30 protein-coding genes are annotated in these 13,857 nt (G+C 32.3%); 2 read left to right on the top strand and 28 right to left on the bottom strand.

Going from position 1 to position 13,857, the window contains the following annotated elements; all coding sequences use genetic code 11:
• Positions 1-30: 30 nt before the first annotated feature.
• From IJE64_RS07375 to IJE64_RS07475, 21 genes are all read right to left on the bottom strand, one after another.
• A complete protein-coding gene (locus IJE64_RS07375) occupies positions 31-456 on the bottom strand; it encodes a hypothetical protein (protein ID WP_292784171.1) in 426 nt (141 codons plus the stop codon).
• Positions 457-533: 77 nt separating this feature from the next.
• Positions 534-854, bottom strand: a complete 321-nt coding sequence (locus IJE64_RS07380; RefSeq protein ID WP_292784174.1) for a hypothetical protein — start codon at positions 852-854, stop codon at positions 534-536.
• 224 nt (positions 855-1,078) lie between these two features.
• Positions 1,079-1,279: a hypothetical protein gene (locus IJE64_RS07385; RefSeq protein WP_292784176.1), complete on the bottom strand. Its 201-nt coding sequence runs from the start codon at positions 1,277-1,279 to the stop codon at positions 1,079-1,081.
• A gap of 120 nt (positions 1,280-1,399) precedes the next feature.
• Positions 1,400-1,693 carry a hypothetical protein gene (locus IJE64_RS07390; protein WP_292784180.1) on the bottom strand — a complete coding sequence of 98 codons (294 nt, stop codon included), beginning with the start codon at positions 1,691-1,693 and terminating at the stop codon, positions 1,400-1,402.
• Positions 1,686-2,036, bottom strand: a complete 351-nt coding sequence (locus tag IJE64_RS07395; RefSeq protein ID WP_292784183.1) for a hypothetical protein — start codon at positions 2,034-2,036, stop codon at positions 1,686-1,688. Before IJE64_RS07395 ends, IJE64_RS07390 begins: the two co-directional genes overlap by 8 nt.
• On the bottom strand, positions 2,033-2,524 hold the full coding sequence (locus IJE64_RS07400; RefSeq protein WP_292784184.1) for a hypothetical protein: 492 nt from the start codon (positions 2,522-2,524) through the stop codon (positions 2,033-2,035). The genes IJE64_RS07395 and IJE64_RS07400 overlap by 4 nt, the downstream gene beginning before the upstream one ends.
• A gap of 11 nt (positions 2,525-2,535) precedes the next feature.
• Positions 2,536-3,168, bottom strand: coding sequence for a hypothetical protein (locus IJE64_RS07405; RefSeq protein ID WP_292784186.1), 633 nt, complete (start codon positions 3,166-3,168; stop codon positions 2,536-2,538).
• A 1-nt stretch (position 3,169) separates the two neighbouring features.
• Positions 3,170-3,463, bottom strand: coding sequence for a hypothetical protein (locus tag IJE64_RS07410; protein ID WP_292784188.1), 294 nt, complete (start codon positions 3,461-3,463; stop codon positions 3,170-3,172).
• Between the two features lies 1 nt (position 3,464).
• Positions 3,465-3,635: a hypothetical protein gene (locus IJE64_RS07415; protein WP_292784191.1), complete on the bottom strand. Its 171-nt coding sequence runs from the start codon at positions 3,633-3,635 to the stop codon at positions 3,465-3,467.
• On the bottom strand, positions 3,628-3,954 hold the full coding sequence (locus tag IJE64_RS07420; RefSeq protein ID WP_292784194.1) for an ASCH domain-containing protein: 327 nt from the start codon (positions 3,952-3,954) through the stop codon (positions 3,628-3,630). The genes IJE64_RS07415 and IJE64_RS07420 overlap by 8 nt, the downstream gene beginning before the upstream one ends.
• Positions 3,955-3,957: 3 nt before the next feature.
• The gene (locus IJE64_RS07425; protein ID WP_292784197.1) at positions 3,958-4,176 is read right to left on the bottom strand and encodes a hypothetical protein; all 219 of its coding nucleotides are present in this window, start codon (positions 4,174-4,176) and stop codon (positions 3,958-3,960) included.
• Position 4,177: 1 nt separating this feature from the next.
• The gene (locus IJE64_RS07430) at positions 4,178-4,360 is read right to left on the bottom strand and encodes a hypothetical protein (protein WP_292784200.1); all 183 of its coding nucleotides are present in this window, start codon (positions 4,358-4,360) and stop codon (positions 4,178-4,180) included.
• Entirely contained in the window at positions 4,357-4,494 is a 138-nt protein-coding gene (locus IJE64_RS07435) for a hypothetical protein (RefSeq protein ID WP_292784205.1), read from the bottom strand. Before IJE64_RS07435 ends, IJE64_RS07430 begins: the two co-directional genes overlap by 4 nt.
• A 105-nt stretch (positions 4,495-4,599) precedes the next feature.
• Complete coding sequence (locus tag IJE64_RS07440; protein WP_292784207.1) at positions 4,600-5,235, bottom strand: DUF3310 domain-containing protein; 636 nt, start codon at positions 5,233-5,235, stop codon at positions 4,600-4,602.
• Positions 5,225-5,563 carry a hypothetical protein gene (locus tag IJE64_RS07445; RefSeq protein ID WP_292784209.1) on the bottom strand — a complete coding sequence of 113 codons (339 nt, stop codon included), beginning with the start codon at positions 5,561-5,563 and terminating at the stop codon, positions 5,225-5,227. Before IJE64_RS07445 ends, IJE64_RS07440 begins: the two co-directional genes overlap by 11 nt.
• Before the next feature lies 1 nt (position 5,564).
• Positions 5,565-5,852, bottom strand: coding sequence for a hypothetical protein (locus IJE64_RS07450; protein ID WP_292784211.1), 288 nt, complete (start codon positions 5,850-5,852; stop codon positions 5,565-5,567).
• A 2-nt stretch (positions 5,853-5,854) separates the two neighbouring features.
• Entirely contained in the window at positions 5,855-6,529 is a 675-nt protein-coding gene (locus tag IJE64_RS07455; protein ID WP_292784215.1) for an ERCC4 domain-containing protein, read from the bottom strand.
• A 112-nt stretch (positions 6,530-6,641) separates the two neighbouring features.
• Positions 6,642-7,379, bottom strand: coding sequence for a proliferating cell nuclear antigen (pcna) (gene pcn / locus IJE64_RS07460; RefSeq protein WP_292784218.1), 738 nt, complete (start codon positions 7,377-7,379; stop codon positions 6,642-6,644).
• On the bottom strand, positions 7,379-7,678 hold the full coding sequence (locus IJE64_RS07465; RefSeq protein ID WP_292784221.1) for a hypothetical protein: 300 nt from the start codon (positions 7,676-7,678) through the stop codon (positions 7,379-7,381). The genes pcn and IJE64_RS07465 overlap by 1 nt, the downstream gene beginning before the upstream one ends.
• Before the next feature lie 14 nt (positions 7,679-7,692).
• Positions 7,693-8,037, bottom strand: coding sequence for a hypothetical protein (locus tag IJE64_RS07470; RefSeq protein WP_292784223.1), 345 nt, complete (start codon positions 8,035-8,037; stop codon positions 7,693-7,695).
• Positions 8,034-8,240: a hypothetical protein gene (locus IJE64_RS07475; protein WP_292784226.1), complete on the bottom strand. Its 207-nt coding sequence runs from the start codon at positions 8,238-8,240 to the stop codon at positions 8,034-8,036. Before IJE64_RS07475 ends, IJE64_RS07470 begins: the two co-directional genes overlap by 4 nt.
• Before the next feature lie 51 nt (positions 8,241-8,291).
• Between IJE64_RS07475 and IJE64_RS07480 the strand changes: the two genes are divergently transcribed.
• Positions 8,292-9,329, top strand: coding sequence for a phage integrase N-terminal SAM-like domain-containing protein (locus IJE64_RS07480; protein ID WP_292784229.1), 1,038 nt, complete (start codon positions 8,292-8,294; stop codon positions 9,327-9,329).
• Positions 9,330-9,520: 191 nt separating this feature from the next.
• Here the strand turns inward: IJE64_RS07480 and IJE64_RS07485 are convergent, their stop codons facing one another.
• Positions 9,521-10,111 (bottom strand): hypothetical protein, encoded by a 591-nt coding sequence (locus IJE64_RS07485; protein ID WP_292784232.1) that lies wholly within the window; start codon positions 10,109-10,111, stop codon positions 9,521-9,523.
• 279 nt (positions 10,112-10,390) lie between these two features.
• Here IJE64_RS07485 and IJE64_RS07490 point away from each other — a divergent pair, with 279 nt between their 5' ends.
• Positions 10,391-10,525, top strand: coding sequence for a hypothetical protein (locus IJE64_RS07490; protein ID WP_292784235.1), 135 nt, complete (start codon positions 10,391-10,393; stop codon positions 10,523-10,525).
• Positions 10,526-10,896: 371 nt separating this feature from the next.
• Here IJE64_RS07490 and IJE64_RS07495 read toward each other — a convergent pair whose 3' ends face one another.
• From IJE64_RS07495 to IJE64_RS07520, 6 genes are read right to left on the bottom strand one after another with little or no spacing between them, the layout of a single operon-like run.
• A complete protein-coding gene (locus IJE64_RS07495; protein ID WP_292784240.1) occupies positions 10,897-11,460 on the bottom strand; it encodes an AP2 domain-containing protein in 564 nt (187 codons plus the stop codon).
• On the bottom strand, positions 11,444-11,668 hold the full coding sequence (locus IJE64_RS07500) for a hypothetical protein (protein ID WP_292784241.1): 225 nt from the start codon (positions 11,666-11,668) through the stop codon (positions 11,444-11,446). The genes IJE64_RS07495 and IJE64_RS07500 overlap by 17 nt, the downstream gene beginning before the upstream one ends.
• Positions 11,669-12,268: an HNH endonuclease gene (locus tag IJE64_RS07505; RefSeq protein ID WP_292784243.1), complete on the bottom strand. Its 600-nt coding sequence runs from the start codon at positions 12,266-12,268 to the stop codon at positions 11,669-11,671. It abuts the gene before it with no gap.
• Complete coding sequence (locus IJE64_RS07510; RefSeq protein ID WP_292784245.1) at positions 12,265-12,885, bottom strand: hypothetical protein; 621 nt, start codon at positions 12,883-12,885, stop codon at positions 12,265-12,267. Before IJE64_RS07510 ends, IJE64_RS07505 begins: the two co-directional genes overlap by 4 nt.
• Before the next feature lie 5 nt (positions 12,886-12,890).
• Entirely contained in the window at positions 12,891-13,298 is a 408-nt protein-coding gene (locus IJE64_RS07515) for a hypothetical protein (RefSeq protein WP_292784247.1), read from the bottom strand.
• Positions 13,298-13,804 carry a DUF5662 family protein gene (locus IJE64_RS07520; RefSeq protein ID WP_292784250.1) on the bottom strand — a complete coding sequence of 169 codons (507 nt, stop codon included), beginning with the start codon at positions 13,802-13,804 and terminating at the stop codon, positions 13,298-13,300. Before IJE64_RS07520 ends, IJE64_RS07515 begins: the two co-directional genes overlap by 1 nt.
• Positions 13,805-13,857: the final 53 nt, after the last annotated feature.

Consider the following 13,857-nt stretch of genomic DNA (forward strand, 5'->3'; position numbering starts at 1 on the left):
TGTTAGAAAAAAATAATAAAAAATGGATTTTTATTTGATTAAGTTAAAGTAAATATTTGAGATGATTGTTATTGCTGTGAAGGCTAAGCCTATGATTACTAGTCGGATGTTTGTCCGTTTTTCATTAGCTTTTTCTTTTTCTTCAGCTTGTTTTTTAACAGATTCCTTATAATCTTTAAATTCTTCTTTTTGCTGTTCGATTAATTGTTCTTGTAAAGCAATTTGGGTTTCCATTGCTTTTAATCGTAGTTCTAATTCTTTATCATCTGTTTTTGATTGGATTATTACTTGATTAACATCATCTGATAGTTTATCTACTTTATCGGTTAGTTTATCTATTTTGTCATTCACTTCATCTATCCTTTGTTCTTTGAATCTTGAACGTTCCGACAATCTTTCGATTTCACGGGATTGTCCTTGTATTTGTTCTTCGTGCAGGCATTCATGATTTGGCATGTTCATCACCTGCTTTGGAGATTAGTTTTTCATATTCTCCGGCTGGGTCAATGTCTTCGATGATGTTTTCATTAGGTTTAACAGTTTTCATTTTCATCACCAACTACCGGATCAGCATCATATGTTAATATTTCATTTTCATTGATAGTTGGATCAACATCATTTTCGAATTCATTTTTATAATCTTCAATTGCTTTTTGTTCAGCTACAACGACACGATGGTCTTCAGTTTTTTGTGCTAGAATCCATGTTGCAATTCCTACAATGACTGGTATTGTCCAAACATATTCTTCTGGTATGATTTGTGTTAATCCATCTTTTCCGAGACTTACTATTATCATAGCTATGAATGCTATTGCTGTTGCTATTTTACTTTTATATTTGAAAGATTCAACCATGGTTAATCACTTTAGTTTAGTTTTTTTTCATGAAAAAAAATGAGTTTGAATTTTAAGAGTGGGAGAGTAAATAGCTGATTTAAATGTGGCAGTAAAAAAATACTATTATTGAAATTCGAAAAAGCAAAGTATATGATGTATCTAGAAACGAAAAAAAATTTTTATTTTATTTTTACTCTCCAACTCTTTTTTTTTGAGGTAATTAAATGATAAGAATAAATATATTATATGATTAGTAACCCGTAGGGTAAGTCGAATTTGATTCCTGCTGCATAGTTGTAACTAGCACGGGTGATTAGTCCGCATTTGGTACAGTATTCGTAGCTGCGGTCTTCACTTCTTACTATTGTTAGTGTCTTGCATTCAGGGCATTTGTCTGTATTTTCGACTTCTTCGATTTCTTCATCGATTTCTTCTTTACACATGTAAATCAGAATTTTTTTTGGTTTTCATCTATATATTAGTATGTTAGCCGTTCCTCATGACATGGATTATATGCCTATACGGGTAGGTGTATTATAGTGTTGTTAAAAATTAATTTATATTTATTTATCTATTATTGCAATGTATGTATGGTCTTCTTTCACTTCAATGATTAATTTGTAAAAGATATAGAACCAACCGGTTATGTTTATTCGGATTTCATCTATGATTATTGGCTTTAAATTGAAATTTTCCAAGTGTTTTTCATATAATCTCCCGTCATGATATACTTTTATTCCGGTCTCACCTAAACTGGGTAAATCGATTGTTAACTTTTTCTCCTTATCTTTTATGGTTACCTCTGCATGTCCATCATTCAATTCTGTACTTATTTCCTGTAAACTTATTTTAATCATAGTAGGCCTCCTCATATTCTATGGAGTAGAAGAAATTTTCACTATAATTGATAGTGTATTCGTTTTCGTGTAATTTGAAGATGATTTTATCTGGTTTAATAGCTATTTCTTTTAATTCATTTAAATGGAATGTGATGTCTTTTCTTTTTCGGCATCCTGGTAGTCCTGGTATGTCTTGCCATTCGTTATTTGTACATGTTAATTCAGCCTCATATATTGTGCCGGTTTGACTATAATATTCGGTTAATGTGTTTATTAGACTGTATACTTCAGGGACGGGTTTAATGTCCTCATCCATATATAGTAATGGTGGAGTTAATGTTATTCCTTTATATTTTATCATCTTTTTCCCTCACGTATTAGCATGTCATGGTTGTCTTTTGTATGTTGTCTTGGTATGATTGGTATGCGGTGCATGACTTTTAATGTTAATCTGCAGATGATTAATTCAAAGACATGATCTGTTAATCCGTATTTTTTTGTGATGCGGTATCTTTCCAATCTTATTTCTGGGGTGTCGATTTTTTTGAGGAAGAACATGAATGCTAATATGATGCATTCTTCTGATGCTCGACGATGGAAATATTGGAAGTCATTGTTGAAGTCATCTATGAAGTATCGGATTAGCTTTTTTTGGTTGGGTGTGAATATTAATGTCTTTGCTTCGAGTAATAGTTCATCGAATATTAAGTGTCTGTTTTTCCTTTTTTCTTCTCTTTTTCGTTTCCGGTTATGTTCGGTGCTTCTTATTTCTCCTTTTACATAATTGCTTTCATATGATGAATTGTTTTCATATAAGTCTAATAGGTAGTAAATGTCTCTGTCACTCATTATTTTACCTCTTAGTTTATGTTGCAGGTGTAGTTTATTTCTTTTATTTCCCCTGTTGATTTTATACTGTATATTTCCATGTGGTCATTGCAGGTTGTGTTATGTGCTGCACAGGCTTTTATTGCATTTTGGACTAGGAATATTTCAACTGGATGGGTGTCTTTTTTCATTGCTGTGTATAGGCTGCCTAATGCTATGTCTCTTGGTGTTCCAGTTGCATAGTATGGGGTGTTGATTTCGATTATTCCGAGATTATATTCGACTAGGAATAATTGGTTTTTATATGCGATTAATAGTTCCCATTCAACCCCTTCTTGACCGTAGTTATAGCTTTTGATGAAGTTATAGCTTCTTAAGTGCTGGTCTAGTTTTGGTATGAATGTTTTATATAAGTATTCTTTGAATGTGTCTTTGGAGTCTTTTACGGGTGCTTTGAATGTTTTGAGTAATTCAAATAAACTGTATAATCCGCTAAATGCTATTAGGAATTTTTCATGAGTTATTTCTTTATAAGATTCAACTATTATTTCTTTTATTAATATTTTTGAGGAATCTTCGGAGACTATTGTATCTCCTTCGATTACTCGTTTATCGGTTCCGATGATTATTTTTTCATCTGTTTTTACGGCTACTATTATTGTCATGTTAATCTTTGATGTTTAGTTGAGTTCGTATTTGACTGTTTAATCTGTGCATTGTTTCAATAGCTAATTGGTGGCATGCTTCTTCGTTGAATATCTCGTTTGGGTATATTTCAATAAATGGGGCGTCTTGGAATCTCAGTGTTTGGATGGGACCCTCATCATCTAATTCGATTTTCAGGTCTTCGTATATTTGGCGTATTAATTTTTCTCCATCTACATTAAGTGTTACGGTGTCTTTTGTTATTTTTTCTATGTCTATGCATTCTTTTATTTTAACTGAATCAAGGAATACCATTCTATAACTCTCCTATGCATCTTCTTTTAGCTTTTACTCCTAATTTAACATAATTTGTTTCATCGGGGTTTTCTGCTATTACTTCATTAATTATTCTTTCAATTTCTTTCTTGTCCGCACAACGGTAACTGTCCCAGCATGTGCGGACATACCAATGTACTTTTTCATGCAATGTCATCAACTACTTTAAATTGAATATAATAAATTCGTGTGAGATTATCTAAAGTGGGATATATGTCTAATAGTTCGGATTTTAATTCTTTAAGTGATTTGTATCCTTCTTTTTTTGCATCTTCATCGTTTAAGTATTTGAATTGCTTGTAACCGGAGTGAGTTATTTGGATAAAGCATTCATTTTCACTTCCGGGGAAGATTGCTTTTACGATTTCTCCATCTTTGAATTTTTTATTATGTTTTCTGATGGTCTGTGTTTTTATTCCAGATATGATATCTGCGTAGTATTTTTTGTTGAATTTTAATAATTCGTACATTGTTTATTGTCTCCTTTTTTCATAGTATTGGCATGCGGGGTCATTGAATTTTACTTTTAATGTTGGAAGAAAATGTGTTTCTTCTGCGGAGTCTGGTTGGGGTTCCGGTTCGGGGTTTCTTCCGTATAGTTCATCTGCTTTTTCACAGTAATGGTGGAATTCTCCATCTTGTGTTGTTTCGCTTCTTATGCGGTGTTTGCATTTTCCGCAAATGTTTACCATATTATTTTTCCTCCTTTAATGATAGTTTATGATCCATAAAGCAGTAATCATAGGGACATATGCAATTATCATTGGTTCCTATGTAGTATCTGCAGAATGGGTAAAGATATTTTACTGTGCGTTTTCTTTCATCTGTTTCGGCGGATAAGTGTTCCTGTATTTGCACTGGTTGTTTGCATTTCATTTTAAATCATCTTCATTCTTTGTTTGACATTGTTCTTCATAAGCATCAACAATATATTTAATTTTATCAAACATTCCCTGATTTAATCCCGTAAGTATTTCCAGTAGTTCATTGCTTTCGATTTCAATTTTCAAATTAACGCACTCTCCCTGTTACTAATGTATAAATAAAATCATGAACGACTAATGCTATTAGGCATGCTCCAAAGCATATGCAACCTAAATAAAATGATAACCAAGTCATTCTTTAACCTCCTTATCTTCAATGTTATCCTGGGTTTCAAGTGCTTCTCTGAATATTCTTTTGGATTCTTGGACTACGGGGTTGTTATTGTTAGTAGTCATTTCATCTTCGTATAATCTTTTCAAATGACCGCAGTAGTCAATTGCTTTAACCATATCTTCAGAAGCATTATGTTTATGCCCCGCTCTTGTAACATATTTGATTATGTTTCCTTTGATGAATCCTATTGTTTCTTCACGTGATAGTAATCCTTTTTTGAATGCTTCCAATGGACTTAATCCATTGCCAGCATAATAGTCCGGTTCAGCTAATCTTACAGTTGGTTCATTTTTAGGTGTTTTTGTTGCTTCAAGTTGTTTTATATTCATTGGTATGTCTTCCATATTATCATCCTTATCAAGTACATCTTTTAAAATAACTAAATCTTCATCAAGATTTGAATGTCTATTCTGGATTGTTTTTTGTTTTAATTGTTCTAATTCTTCTCCTTCTAATGATTCTCCAGGGTGTTCTTTAATCCATTCTTCAAACATGCTCACAGTATCAACACCCGTGTCGCAGCCATTCTGATTTAATATTTCAGCGAATAATATACGGCCTAATTCTTCATCTTTTAACATTTCATTCAACATTATGTAAATCCTCCCGTTTTGTTGAATATACTTCTTCAACAACAGTTTTTACAATATCATGATTTAGTCTTCCAGCGTAACGGTTTAAACAATCCATTACTTCTTTCACTTCCCTTGTTGTGTCATATTCGGGTTTGAAATTGTTACGGTCATTTATTAATTCACATATTGCATTGGCATTTTCTTCTGTTAAACAGATTATACTATCAGGGGCTATTTCTCTCATTTCAGATGTAGGATGATTCGTTATTAAATATATTGGTCCGGTTCTTGAGAGATTTGTCCCATATACTGGTTCAACAAAATAATCACCATTCAATCCTCTCATTTTATATGTCCCCTAAATCGATGATGTCTTCTGCATTGATTACACAATATTCTAAGATATGTTTGTAATCAAAGAATGCGTGACTGTTGTTTTCCTGTTTGATTTCCAACCATTCTTTTTCAAAATGGATATGGGTTACTTTTTTCAAATAGAATATGGTGTTATTGTCTCTGTAGTTTAATTGTAGACTTAACACGTAATCATCATAATTTTCTAATTTTTCGATGCTTTCCTTGATTTTATTTGCAATATTCGGAGCATCGAATAGAGATGTGGTTATTTTTATCATAGTTATCTTCGTCCTCTTTTTATTGAATTTGTTACTATCCTTGCGGTTTCATTGCCTATGCCTTTGACTTTTTGCATGTCATTATAATCTAGTTCGAATAAGCTTTCTAAATCGAATAAGTCGAAGTTGTCGACTAATAGTTCTGCGGTGTTGTCGCTGATGTGTTTGATGTTCATTAACCAGTTGAATGCAGGGTTGTCTGTTTTTGTTTCTAGTCTTTTGATTATGTGTTTATTGTCTAGGCATTTTCTGGCCTGTGCCCGCATATATATGAATGCTTGTTTTTCATAATCGGCTTGGATTACTGTTGTATAGGTGTTTAATCTTGCTATTGCTCCTATGTATTGGTCTTCATCGAAGTATCCTTGTTTCCATCCGCTATGTACTAATTTGTTGAAGTATGCTCTTCTTTGGCGGTCTGTAGATACGACTACTACGAAATGGTATTTGAAGTTCACAGATTGGTTTACTGCTTGATTGAATACTCTGCGATTTTTAACGGATTTTACAAAGTCATCTAATCGTTTATATTCAAAGACGCAATGTTTGTTGATGATGTAATCTCCGATGTCAAGGTGTTTTATTCTGACTGTGTCTCCTTGTTCTTCGAAGTATTCTGTAGCTTTTTCGATACGTGATTGTTTTTCACGGTCATCGATTGTTACTGTGAATCCCATTCTCGCAACACCTTGTCTAATTGTTTTTGGAATACTTCAGAGGCAATTAATATGCCTGTGAAGATTCCAATTGCTAATACAAATATATAGTTCATTAAAATGGTTAACATGATTAATCTGTTTCTTCTAATCTTGGTGCAAGAAGATATGTTAATCTTCCGTCGCCGGTTATTAGTTCGAATGTTATTTTTAATGGCATGTCATTTCCAAGGGATACTGTGACTTCTTTGCTGAATTTGCTTGCTCTCATTATATCAGATACCTTTTCGGTGTTGAACATTGCTTGGCATGTTTCTTGGATATTTTCACCATGGATGTATTTGACTTCACCGTCTCCGAATGTTCCTTGGGTATGTATTTTGAAATAGTCCTGGTCTATTGTGAATAATATTTTATCACTGAATAATTGCATGTCATTTAATGCATCTTTCAGTAAGTCTGAAGGCATCTTTATATTGATTGGATGGTCAATCTGTGGAGGTACTGCGGTTTCATATTCATCATCTATGAATCGGATATTGAATTTCCTTGTAGCATCACCATCAAATATTATAATAAGATTATTCTCATCTACACTAAGTCGCAGAATATCATTGGTTTTTCCATGTTTTAATATTTGTAAAAATTCAGTTGCATCAATACTTATCTTTTCAGGCACGTCACATTGGTATTCATCAAAGAGATCAACATCCAAATCCATACTTACGAATGTGATATGTGATCTGTCTAATGCTCTTAATCTTATGCCTTCATTATCTGCGGTTAAGGTTACTTCATCTATTATCTTTGCAATTGATTCAAATGCTGTTTTGAATATATTATTATTAGTTAATGTTGCTTTAAAAGTCATTATATCTTCCTCATTGACTTAGGACTGGTTTTATAAACTTCTTTGTGAATCCTGTCCCACATTTCATGTTCTTTTCTTAATCTTTCTTCCCTATTTGGAACGATTACTGCACCTACAATAAAACTTAAATCAATTAAACAACCATCACTCTTGATGATGTTGAATTCCTCATTCTTCACTTCATGGTCAGGTTCGATAATTAATTGAGCATTGAAATTATCCACATTTGGCAATAATTGAACAGCCTTATTCTCTGCACGTGCTTCTTGGATTAAATGATATAATACTGTCTGCTCCAAAATATCCCCTTTTTTTATTCTTTTTCTTTCATATTATGAGTAGTGAATAAATATTTAGTGCGGATTTGCGTATTATCCTCTAAATGATTTTCAACGATTGTGCGATTATTAATTACTAAAGTTAAATTAAACACATCACAAAATCCACCTATCTGTTCAAGGTTAAATAAGTCCCCGTTGCAATCTAATTGAATGACTCCGGAATCTTCAAATCTTATAGTGAAATCATCATTTCCGCCTACAGTTTCCAAGTATTCTTTCATTGCTTCCTCAATTTTTAAATTTAATTCAAGCATTTTACTACGATAATCATGATGTCTTTTTATGATCTTATGCCAAGTCTTATTGGTGGTAGTCATTCTTTCACTTCCTTTTCATCTTTGTAGATATCATCTATAGGAACATCTTCGAATTGTTCTAACCATTCTTTTTCTTCTTCATTCAATATGGCCATGTCCGCTGCATATTTGTTTTCTAATTTTTCTTTAGCTTCCTCGTATGCGTTTGTTATGGTGGCTTTTTGGTTCCGTATAATCCTTAAGTTTTCGTTAGCTGAATTCATGATTTTTATATCTATAACTGATTTGATACTTTTGTAACAAATGTAATAGTTATGTTAGATAATAGATTTTTCAAGAAGTTTTGTCGTGAACGAAATATTCGTGAGAGTACTGCAAATGGTTATGAATCTGCCTTGAAGCATTATTTGAAGTTCCATAAAAAAAGTTTGGAAGATTTGATGGAGGAAGCCAAATCTGATGAATTGGAGAGGGTGCCTTTGAAGGATAGAAGGATTAAGAAACGTTTGTTGAATTATCGTAGTTATTTGTTGAAGGGTAATTGTTCTCCTAATACTGTGAAGACTTATTTTACTAAGGTTAAGACTTTTTATATTCATTTTGATATTGAGATTCCGCATTTGCCTGATGCGAAGTATAATAAGTTGTATGAGACTAATTATTTGGATTTGCCTACTAAGGAGCATATTCGTAAAGCTTGTGATAGTGTGCCTGTTGATTTGAAGGCGGTTATACTTTTCATGTCGAGTTCGGGAACTGCCAAGGCCGAGACTTTGAGTCTTAAGGTAGATCAGTTTGTTCAAGGAACTGCTCAGTATCATAATGGTGGATCATTAGAGCATGTTCTGGAGACTTTGTCTCATAAAAGGAATGTGATTCCAACTTTCTATTTGAAAAGGATTAAGACGGATAAGTATTATTATACTTTCTGTTCACCGGAGGCGACTAGGTATATTGTGAAATATTTGATGACTCGTAAGGATTTAAAATTAGATGATAAGTTGTTTGATTTTACCGCTGCGAAATTATTGAATAAGTTTCAGGAAATTAATGACCGCATGGGTTGGGGTTTCAAAGGTAAATATCGTTTCTTCCGTGCCCATACATTAAGGAAGTTTCATGCCAGTAATATTGGTTTGGCAGCAGAATATATTGATGAGTTGCAGGGTCGGTCTAAGAATTATGTTCATGAGACTTATATTAAAACGAATCCGAATAAGTTAAAGAATATTTATAAGTCTGCTATGCATAATGTAATGATTTATAACTCGGATGAGGTTGAAGTGGCTAATCAGGAGTTTACTATTGTGATTAATGTTTTTTTGGCTGGTAAGGAGTATAATATTTTATAGTGAAAAATAATGGTAGGAGCAGGACTTGAACCTGCGAAGCTACTAAAGCAATAGGCCCTAAACCTATCGTGTTTGACCATCTCTCCACCATCCTACCATGAAAAATATAAAATTAAAAAATAACTTTTAAAATAGTTTGGTTTGAACTGTTTGAGGTTTATTATAATCCCCTATGATATTTATCTTCAATTTCACCATAATTTAGTTTGGCCACTATCTCCAATTGGTTTATAATCTGATTTAACTTTCTCAGATTTACGTTTCCAATGCTCATACAATTCACCACTCTTTTCAAGATCAAATAATACATCTTGAAAATCTAACTGTATGCTTTCACTATATAACTCGACATATTCTCCCCAATTCCAGAATACATCCTCATAACTAATATTATGAAGTTTTGCTAATGCTTTGATGATTTCTTTTTTAATATCATAAGTTTCACTCTTTGATGCGTATCTCATGCCCCGAACAGGTTTAGTTAATAGCAGGGGTTCATCTAAATTTAAAGGTTGACTAATATAATAAACATAATATAAATCATCAGGATTTCCTTTATCATATTTCTTTTTTCCAATTATTCTTTTTTCAATAGGGTCAAAACTTTTCAATGGTTTGTAACTACTATAAGTGAATAATCCAATTGCTTCAACTTTATTATCATTAGTTACAGTTGCCATTGCTTTATACATTGAATATGTTACTCCTTTTCGGATATATGCTGTGTAACCATTCATTCGCTTGAATAATAATATTCTTTCTGAAAATCCTTTAACTGTCATAAATAATCATTTCAACAAAAATTTTTTATTAAAAAAGCAATAAGTAATATGCATTGGGTCTCTCACCTCCAATGCATTTATTGCTTTACCATTCTTGGAAAACAAAAATTGTTTTCAAGGGCGAATGGATTTTTTATCTCCCTCAGGAGACCTCTCTCTCAAAAAGCCCTTTTTTATAGACTTTATTCTAGTGTTACCCTTGTTCTGACAAACAATAGTAACCTGTGTTGCCACTTTTGGAATTAGTTCGGGACTTCTAATTCGACGACAAGTGGACTTTTGTTGTCCTTAGACAACAACCACAAAAGGATGGCCGTCGGTCTAACCAACAATCCATCAAGTGTGGGATTTTTCATAGCAATTGGATTTTGGAAAATAACAGGATTAAACTGCATATCTTCCATAAGATTATAGGGAGATCAATCACCTCTCCCCATTAATTGCAGTATTGCCCAGAATTGCAGTGGGACATTCAATCAATCAATGATTACTGCTTACTGAAATCTAATGAATTAAAACATAAGATTTCCATCTAATAAATCAGAACATTAAGTCCTGATTTAGATATGATATTCACTGGGAGATGAATACGCTAAGCGTGTTTACCCTCCCTGTTTTTATTAGAGGCAATTAAACATGTAATTGTTTTAATTACCATATGAAAAGGTAATAACTAATAGTTACTACCTTCAAATTGAAACATCGAATTCAATTCATGTTTTCTGAATTTATAACGTTAGTCAAGCTATGGGTTTAAACCATATACTTGCCATATGACAAGATTATTAAATCAAAGTGGCTTGTTCTTTATTTTCCAACCATTTTAGATATTTACGATGATGTTTACTTTCAACATCAATCTCCCGATTATCTTTATGTAATGCTAAAACATAAGCATGATATGCTTCTTCTTCAGTGTTGAATGTTCCAATATGTTTTTGTAAATATGTGTCCTTATGTCCTTTAGACATAACACATACCCATTTCTTAGTTTTCTTATTATAGAACACCCCAGGATATTCACTTGATCTTTCATCATGTCTGTTTTGACAATTGACTGTTTGAGTTACTTGTCTTAGGTTACATAATCGGTTATCGTTACGGATTCCGTTTATGTGGTCGATTACTTTCTTTGCATCTTTTTTAAATAATGTGTGCAAGTATCTTTGTCTACCGTAAATGTATTGGCTGGTTACTGCATATCCTCTTTGATGTATCCACCAATTGTTATTTTCAACAAAGAACTTATTACCATTACAGTATTGGAATTCTACTTTATTTCCTAATTTATTATATCTTTCATAAGTGTAGAATTCACATTTGATACAATGTTTACATAATGTCTTCATCAATATCATCTGCTAAACATTCAAGACTAATTTTCAAGTTTAATTTTTCATTTTTGTAAATGAATCCATATCCTACACTAACTTCAGGGAGTCTTCGGTGAGGCATATCAAATTCACTCATTAACCATCCCAAATTGCCTAATTGATTTGCAATTGGTTCACTTTGTTTCTTTAAAATATTTTCAATAATAACTTCTAAATCTTCCATTTAAAACACATCCAATGTTACTTGTTGTTGTTCACCTTTCCATTTCAGATAATCTTTAAAAGATTCTGTTTCAGTATTGACTTCCCTACCCAATTCTTTTAACAATTTGAGATAATAATCAAATGCTTCATATTCTGTTTTAAATCCTTGTTTTGATATTTGCTGGTGTTCAGGATGATTACGTTTATGTTTTCTTGCAACACACATCCAGCATTCTTCATGTCGATTCCAATAAACTCCTGGGAACTTGGAGGTAACTCTCTTATGTTTCCATAAAATATTATTTTGACTATTCTCACTTGGACTTATCTCTCTTAACATTCTCAAGCGATTATCCGTCCGGTCCCCATTTATGTGATCTATTATCATGTTTTCATCTTTTTTGAATAGAGTATGATAAAAAATCTTATGCCCATTTATTAATCCTGTAGAATAAGCATAACCATCTTTTTGGATGTACCATTCGCTTAATTTGACTTCCCCTGCTCCACCTTTACAGTATTGAAAGCATTGTAAATTTCCATTACGATCGAATCTGATATATTCAAAATCCTCACATTTATCACAATATTTACATAAAGTCTTTGTTGGTCTTTTCATAATATCCCACTATTTTTAGCTATAAAATAATCATTCCTCGCATTGTTTTTTTCAAAAGTTCCTTGGAGTTTTATTCCATCCATAAAAGAATATTCATCGAAGTCTACACAATCAACCATTAATTCCCAATCCCCATTATACTTAATACATAATTCTTTAACAGCTTTCGCTTCTTCTAATGTTTTATAACATCCAAAATATTCGTTCTTTCCATTGCAGTAATGAAACACTTCGTAACTTCCATGTTTGTTTAAATGAATGCCTGCATTTGGATTTCTACAATATTTGTAATTGCTGCTCCATCCTTTTTTGTCCAATAAATCGCGATGATTAATAGCATCTTTTAAATTAAGAAAATGGCCATAATATCTTGTTTTACCTTTTATTTTACGAGTTATCATATATGTTCCATTCTTTGTTTTGTGAATGTAACGATGAGAATTTAATTTACTTATTGATCTCTCCCAATTAGTTTCATCTAATATGTCTCTCATACAAAATGCTTCGATTAATGTTCTAGCATATCCAAAGTATTTCTTTTTACCGTTGATTGTTTTTTCTAATTGGAATCCTTCTTTATGTCGTGAGATATTTTCAGTTCCAGGAATAGTTCTCATTTTAATCAATTCAATACTGTTTCTACTAGTTTAACATTATCTAAATTAATACCTTTAGCCACTGGAGGATTACAAGTCTTATCCTTCTCAAATTCATCCTTATCATAAATCAAAATCCAATTATCCTTAAATGAACATACATCGTCTTTCTTAACAGTATAAGTAGAGTTATTCATAAAAATGAATTGAGTATCATGTTTTTTATGATTCATAATTAACGTGTCGAAGATTGTATGGTTTCGTAGGAACAATCCATTTTCCAGTTCCATTAAACATTGCAAGTAATTACGATATCTCATCACTAACTTCCTATCAGGTTCTGCTGTATTCATTATATCGTGAAGTGTCTTTTCATAATCATGGATTTTAGTTTCGATTAATTGCATTATTGAATCGTCGGTGATACCATTCATTATTGTTCCTCCTTTAAATCTTCTGCATTTGACACTTCAACGATATCATCCAGTAATTTCACAGTATTATAATAAGCTCTAATAAGAATAGATGGGTCGCTTAAATTCAAGTATTCAGGTGTTACTCTTCCAAATCTTCCTTTGCCCGCCATTACACAATCTGATATCATTTCAAAAATGTCGATTAATGTTACGTCTAATGGGCAATCTGCGTTTAAGTGATGTCTTTCTTCGTAGATGTGTCTTTGATACCATGGTCTTTTTTTGAAGTCTTCATCGGTGTGTTCGCTTAGAACATCTTCAGCATATTCATCAAAGTAGGACATTTTTGTGAAGTCATGTTTTAATCCGGCTTCGTGGAGTTTTTTGCCGAAGTAGTCCATTGCTTTTTGAACATCAGATATGTGTTCGACTGTTGCTTCGTATAGTTTTTCTTTGGTTATATCATTAGGGGCTGTTCTGCTGTCAGCGTAAGAAGTATTTTTGATTATTATTTTACTAGTCATGTTAATAATTATGGTGGTGGTTTGATACTATTGTAACAAAAAAAATAGAAAAT

It is taken from the genome of Methanobrevibacter sp. (genome assembly GCF_017409525.1).
Taxonomy (GTDB): domain Archaea; phylum Methanobacteriota; class Methanobacteria; order Methanobacteriales; family Methanobacteriaceae; genus Methanocatella.

Bases quoted from the DNA above. Each gene is read 5' to 3' on its own strand.
- IJE64_RS07505 (WP_292784243.1), bottom strand. From the start codon at position 12,268: ATGAAAAGACCAACAAAGACTTTATGTAAATATTGTGATAAATGTGAG.
- IJE64_RS07455 (WP_292784215.1), bottom strand. From the start codon at position 6,529: ATGGGATTCACAGTAACAATCGATGACCGTGAAAAACAATCACGTATC.
- IJE64_RS07385 (WP_292784176.1), bottom strand. From the start codon at position 1,279: ATGTGTAAAGAAGAAATCGATGAAGAAATCGAAGAAGTCGAAAATACA.
- IJE64_RS07410 (WP_292784188.1), bottom strand. From the start codon at position 3,463: ATGGTATTCCTTGATTCAGTTAAAATAAAAGAATGCATAGACATAGAA.
- IJE64_RS07495 (WP_292784240.1), bottom strand. From the start codon at position 11,460: ATGAAGACATTATGTAAACATTGTATCAAATGTGAATTCTACACTTAT.
- IJE64_RS07430 (WP_292784200.1), bottom strand. From the start codon at position 4,360: ATGAAATGCAAACAACCAGTGCAAATACAGGAACACTTATCCGCCGAA.
- IJE64_RS07520 (WP_292784250.1), bottom strand. From the start codon at position 13,804: ATGACTAGTAAAATAATAATCAAAAATACTTCTTACGCTGACAGCAGA.
- IJE64_RS07500 (WP_292784241.1), bottom strand. From the start codon at position 11,668: ATGGAAGATTTAGAAGTTATTATTGAAAATATTTTAAAGAAACAAAGT.
- IJE64_RS07470 (WP_292784223.1), bottom strand. From the start codon at position 8,037: ATGACTACCACCAATAAGACTTGGCATAAGATCATAAAAAGACATCAT.
- IJE64_RS07440 (WP_292784207.1), bottom strand. From the start codon at position 5,235: ATGTTGAATGAAATGTTAAAAGATGAAGAATTAGGCCGTATATTATTC.
- IJE64_RS07405 (WP_292784186.1), bottom strand. From the start codon at position 3,168: ATGACAATAATAGTAGCCGTAAAAACAGATGAAAAAATAATCATCGGA.
- IJE64_RS07375 (WP_292784171.1), bottom strand. From the start codon at position 456: ATGCCAAATCATGAATGCCTGCACGAAGAACAAATACAAGGACAATCC.
- IJE64_RS07475 (WP_292784226.1), bottom strand. From the start codon at position 8,240: ATGAATTCAGCTAACGAAAACTTAAGGATTATACGGAACCAAAAAGCC.
- IJE64_RS07425 (WP_292784197.1), bottom strand. From the start codon at position 4,176: ATGGTAAACATTTGCGGAAAATGCAAACACCGCATAAGAAGCGAAACA.
- IJE64_RS07390 (WP_292784180.1), bottom strand. From the start codon at position 1,693: ATGATTAAAATAAGTTTACAGGAAATAAGTACAGAATTGAATGATGGA.
- IJE64_RS07380 (WP_292784174.1), bottom strand. From the start codon at position 854: ATGGTTGAATCTTTCAAATATAAAAGTAAAATAGCAACAGCAATAGCA.
- IJE64_RS07395 (WP_292784183.1), bottom strand. From the start codon at position 2,036: ATGATAAAATATAAAGGAATAACATTAACTCCACCATTACTATATATG.
- IJE64_RS07480 (WP_292784229.1), top strand. From the start codon at position 8,292: ATGTTAGATAATAGATTTTTCAAGAAGTTTTGTCGTGAACGAAATATT.
- IJE64_RS07450 (WP_292784211.1), bottom strand. From the start codon at position 5,852: ATGATAAAAATAACCACATCTCTATTCGATGCTCCGAATATTGCAAAT.
- IJE64_RS07420 (WP_292784194.1), bottom strand. From the start codon at position 3,954: ATGTACGAATTATTAAAATTCAACAAAAAATACTACGCAGATATCATA.
- IJE64_RS07445 (WP_292784209.1), bottom strand. From the start codon at position 5,563: ATGAGAGGATTGAATGGTGATTATTTTGTTGAACCAGTATATGGGACA.
- IJE64_RS07510 (WP_292784245.1), bottom strand. From the start codon at position 12,885: ATGAGAACTATTCCTGGAACTGAAAATATCTCACGACATAAAGAAGGA.
- IJE64_RS07400 (WP_292784184.1), bottom strand. From the start codon at position 2,524: ATGAGTGACAGAGACATTTACTACCTATTAGACTTATATGAAAACAAT.
- IJE64_RS07485 (WP_292784232.1), bottom strand. From the start codon at position 10,111: ATGACAGTTAAAGGATTTTCAGAAAGAATATTATTATTCAAGCGAATG.
- IJE64_RS07515 (WP_292784247.1), bottom strand. From the start codon at position 13,298: ATGAATGGTATCACCGACGATTCAATAATGCAATTAATCGAAACTAAA.
- pcn (WP_292784218.1), bottom strand. From the start codon at position 7,379: ATGACTTTTAAAGCAACATTAACTAATAATAATATATTCAAAACAGCA.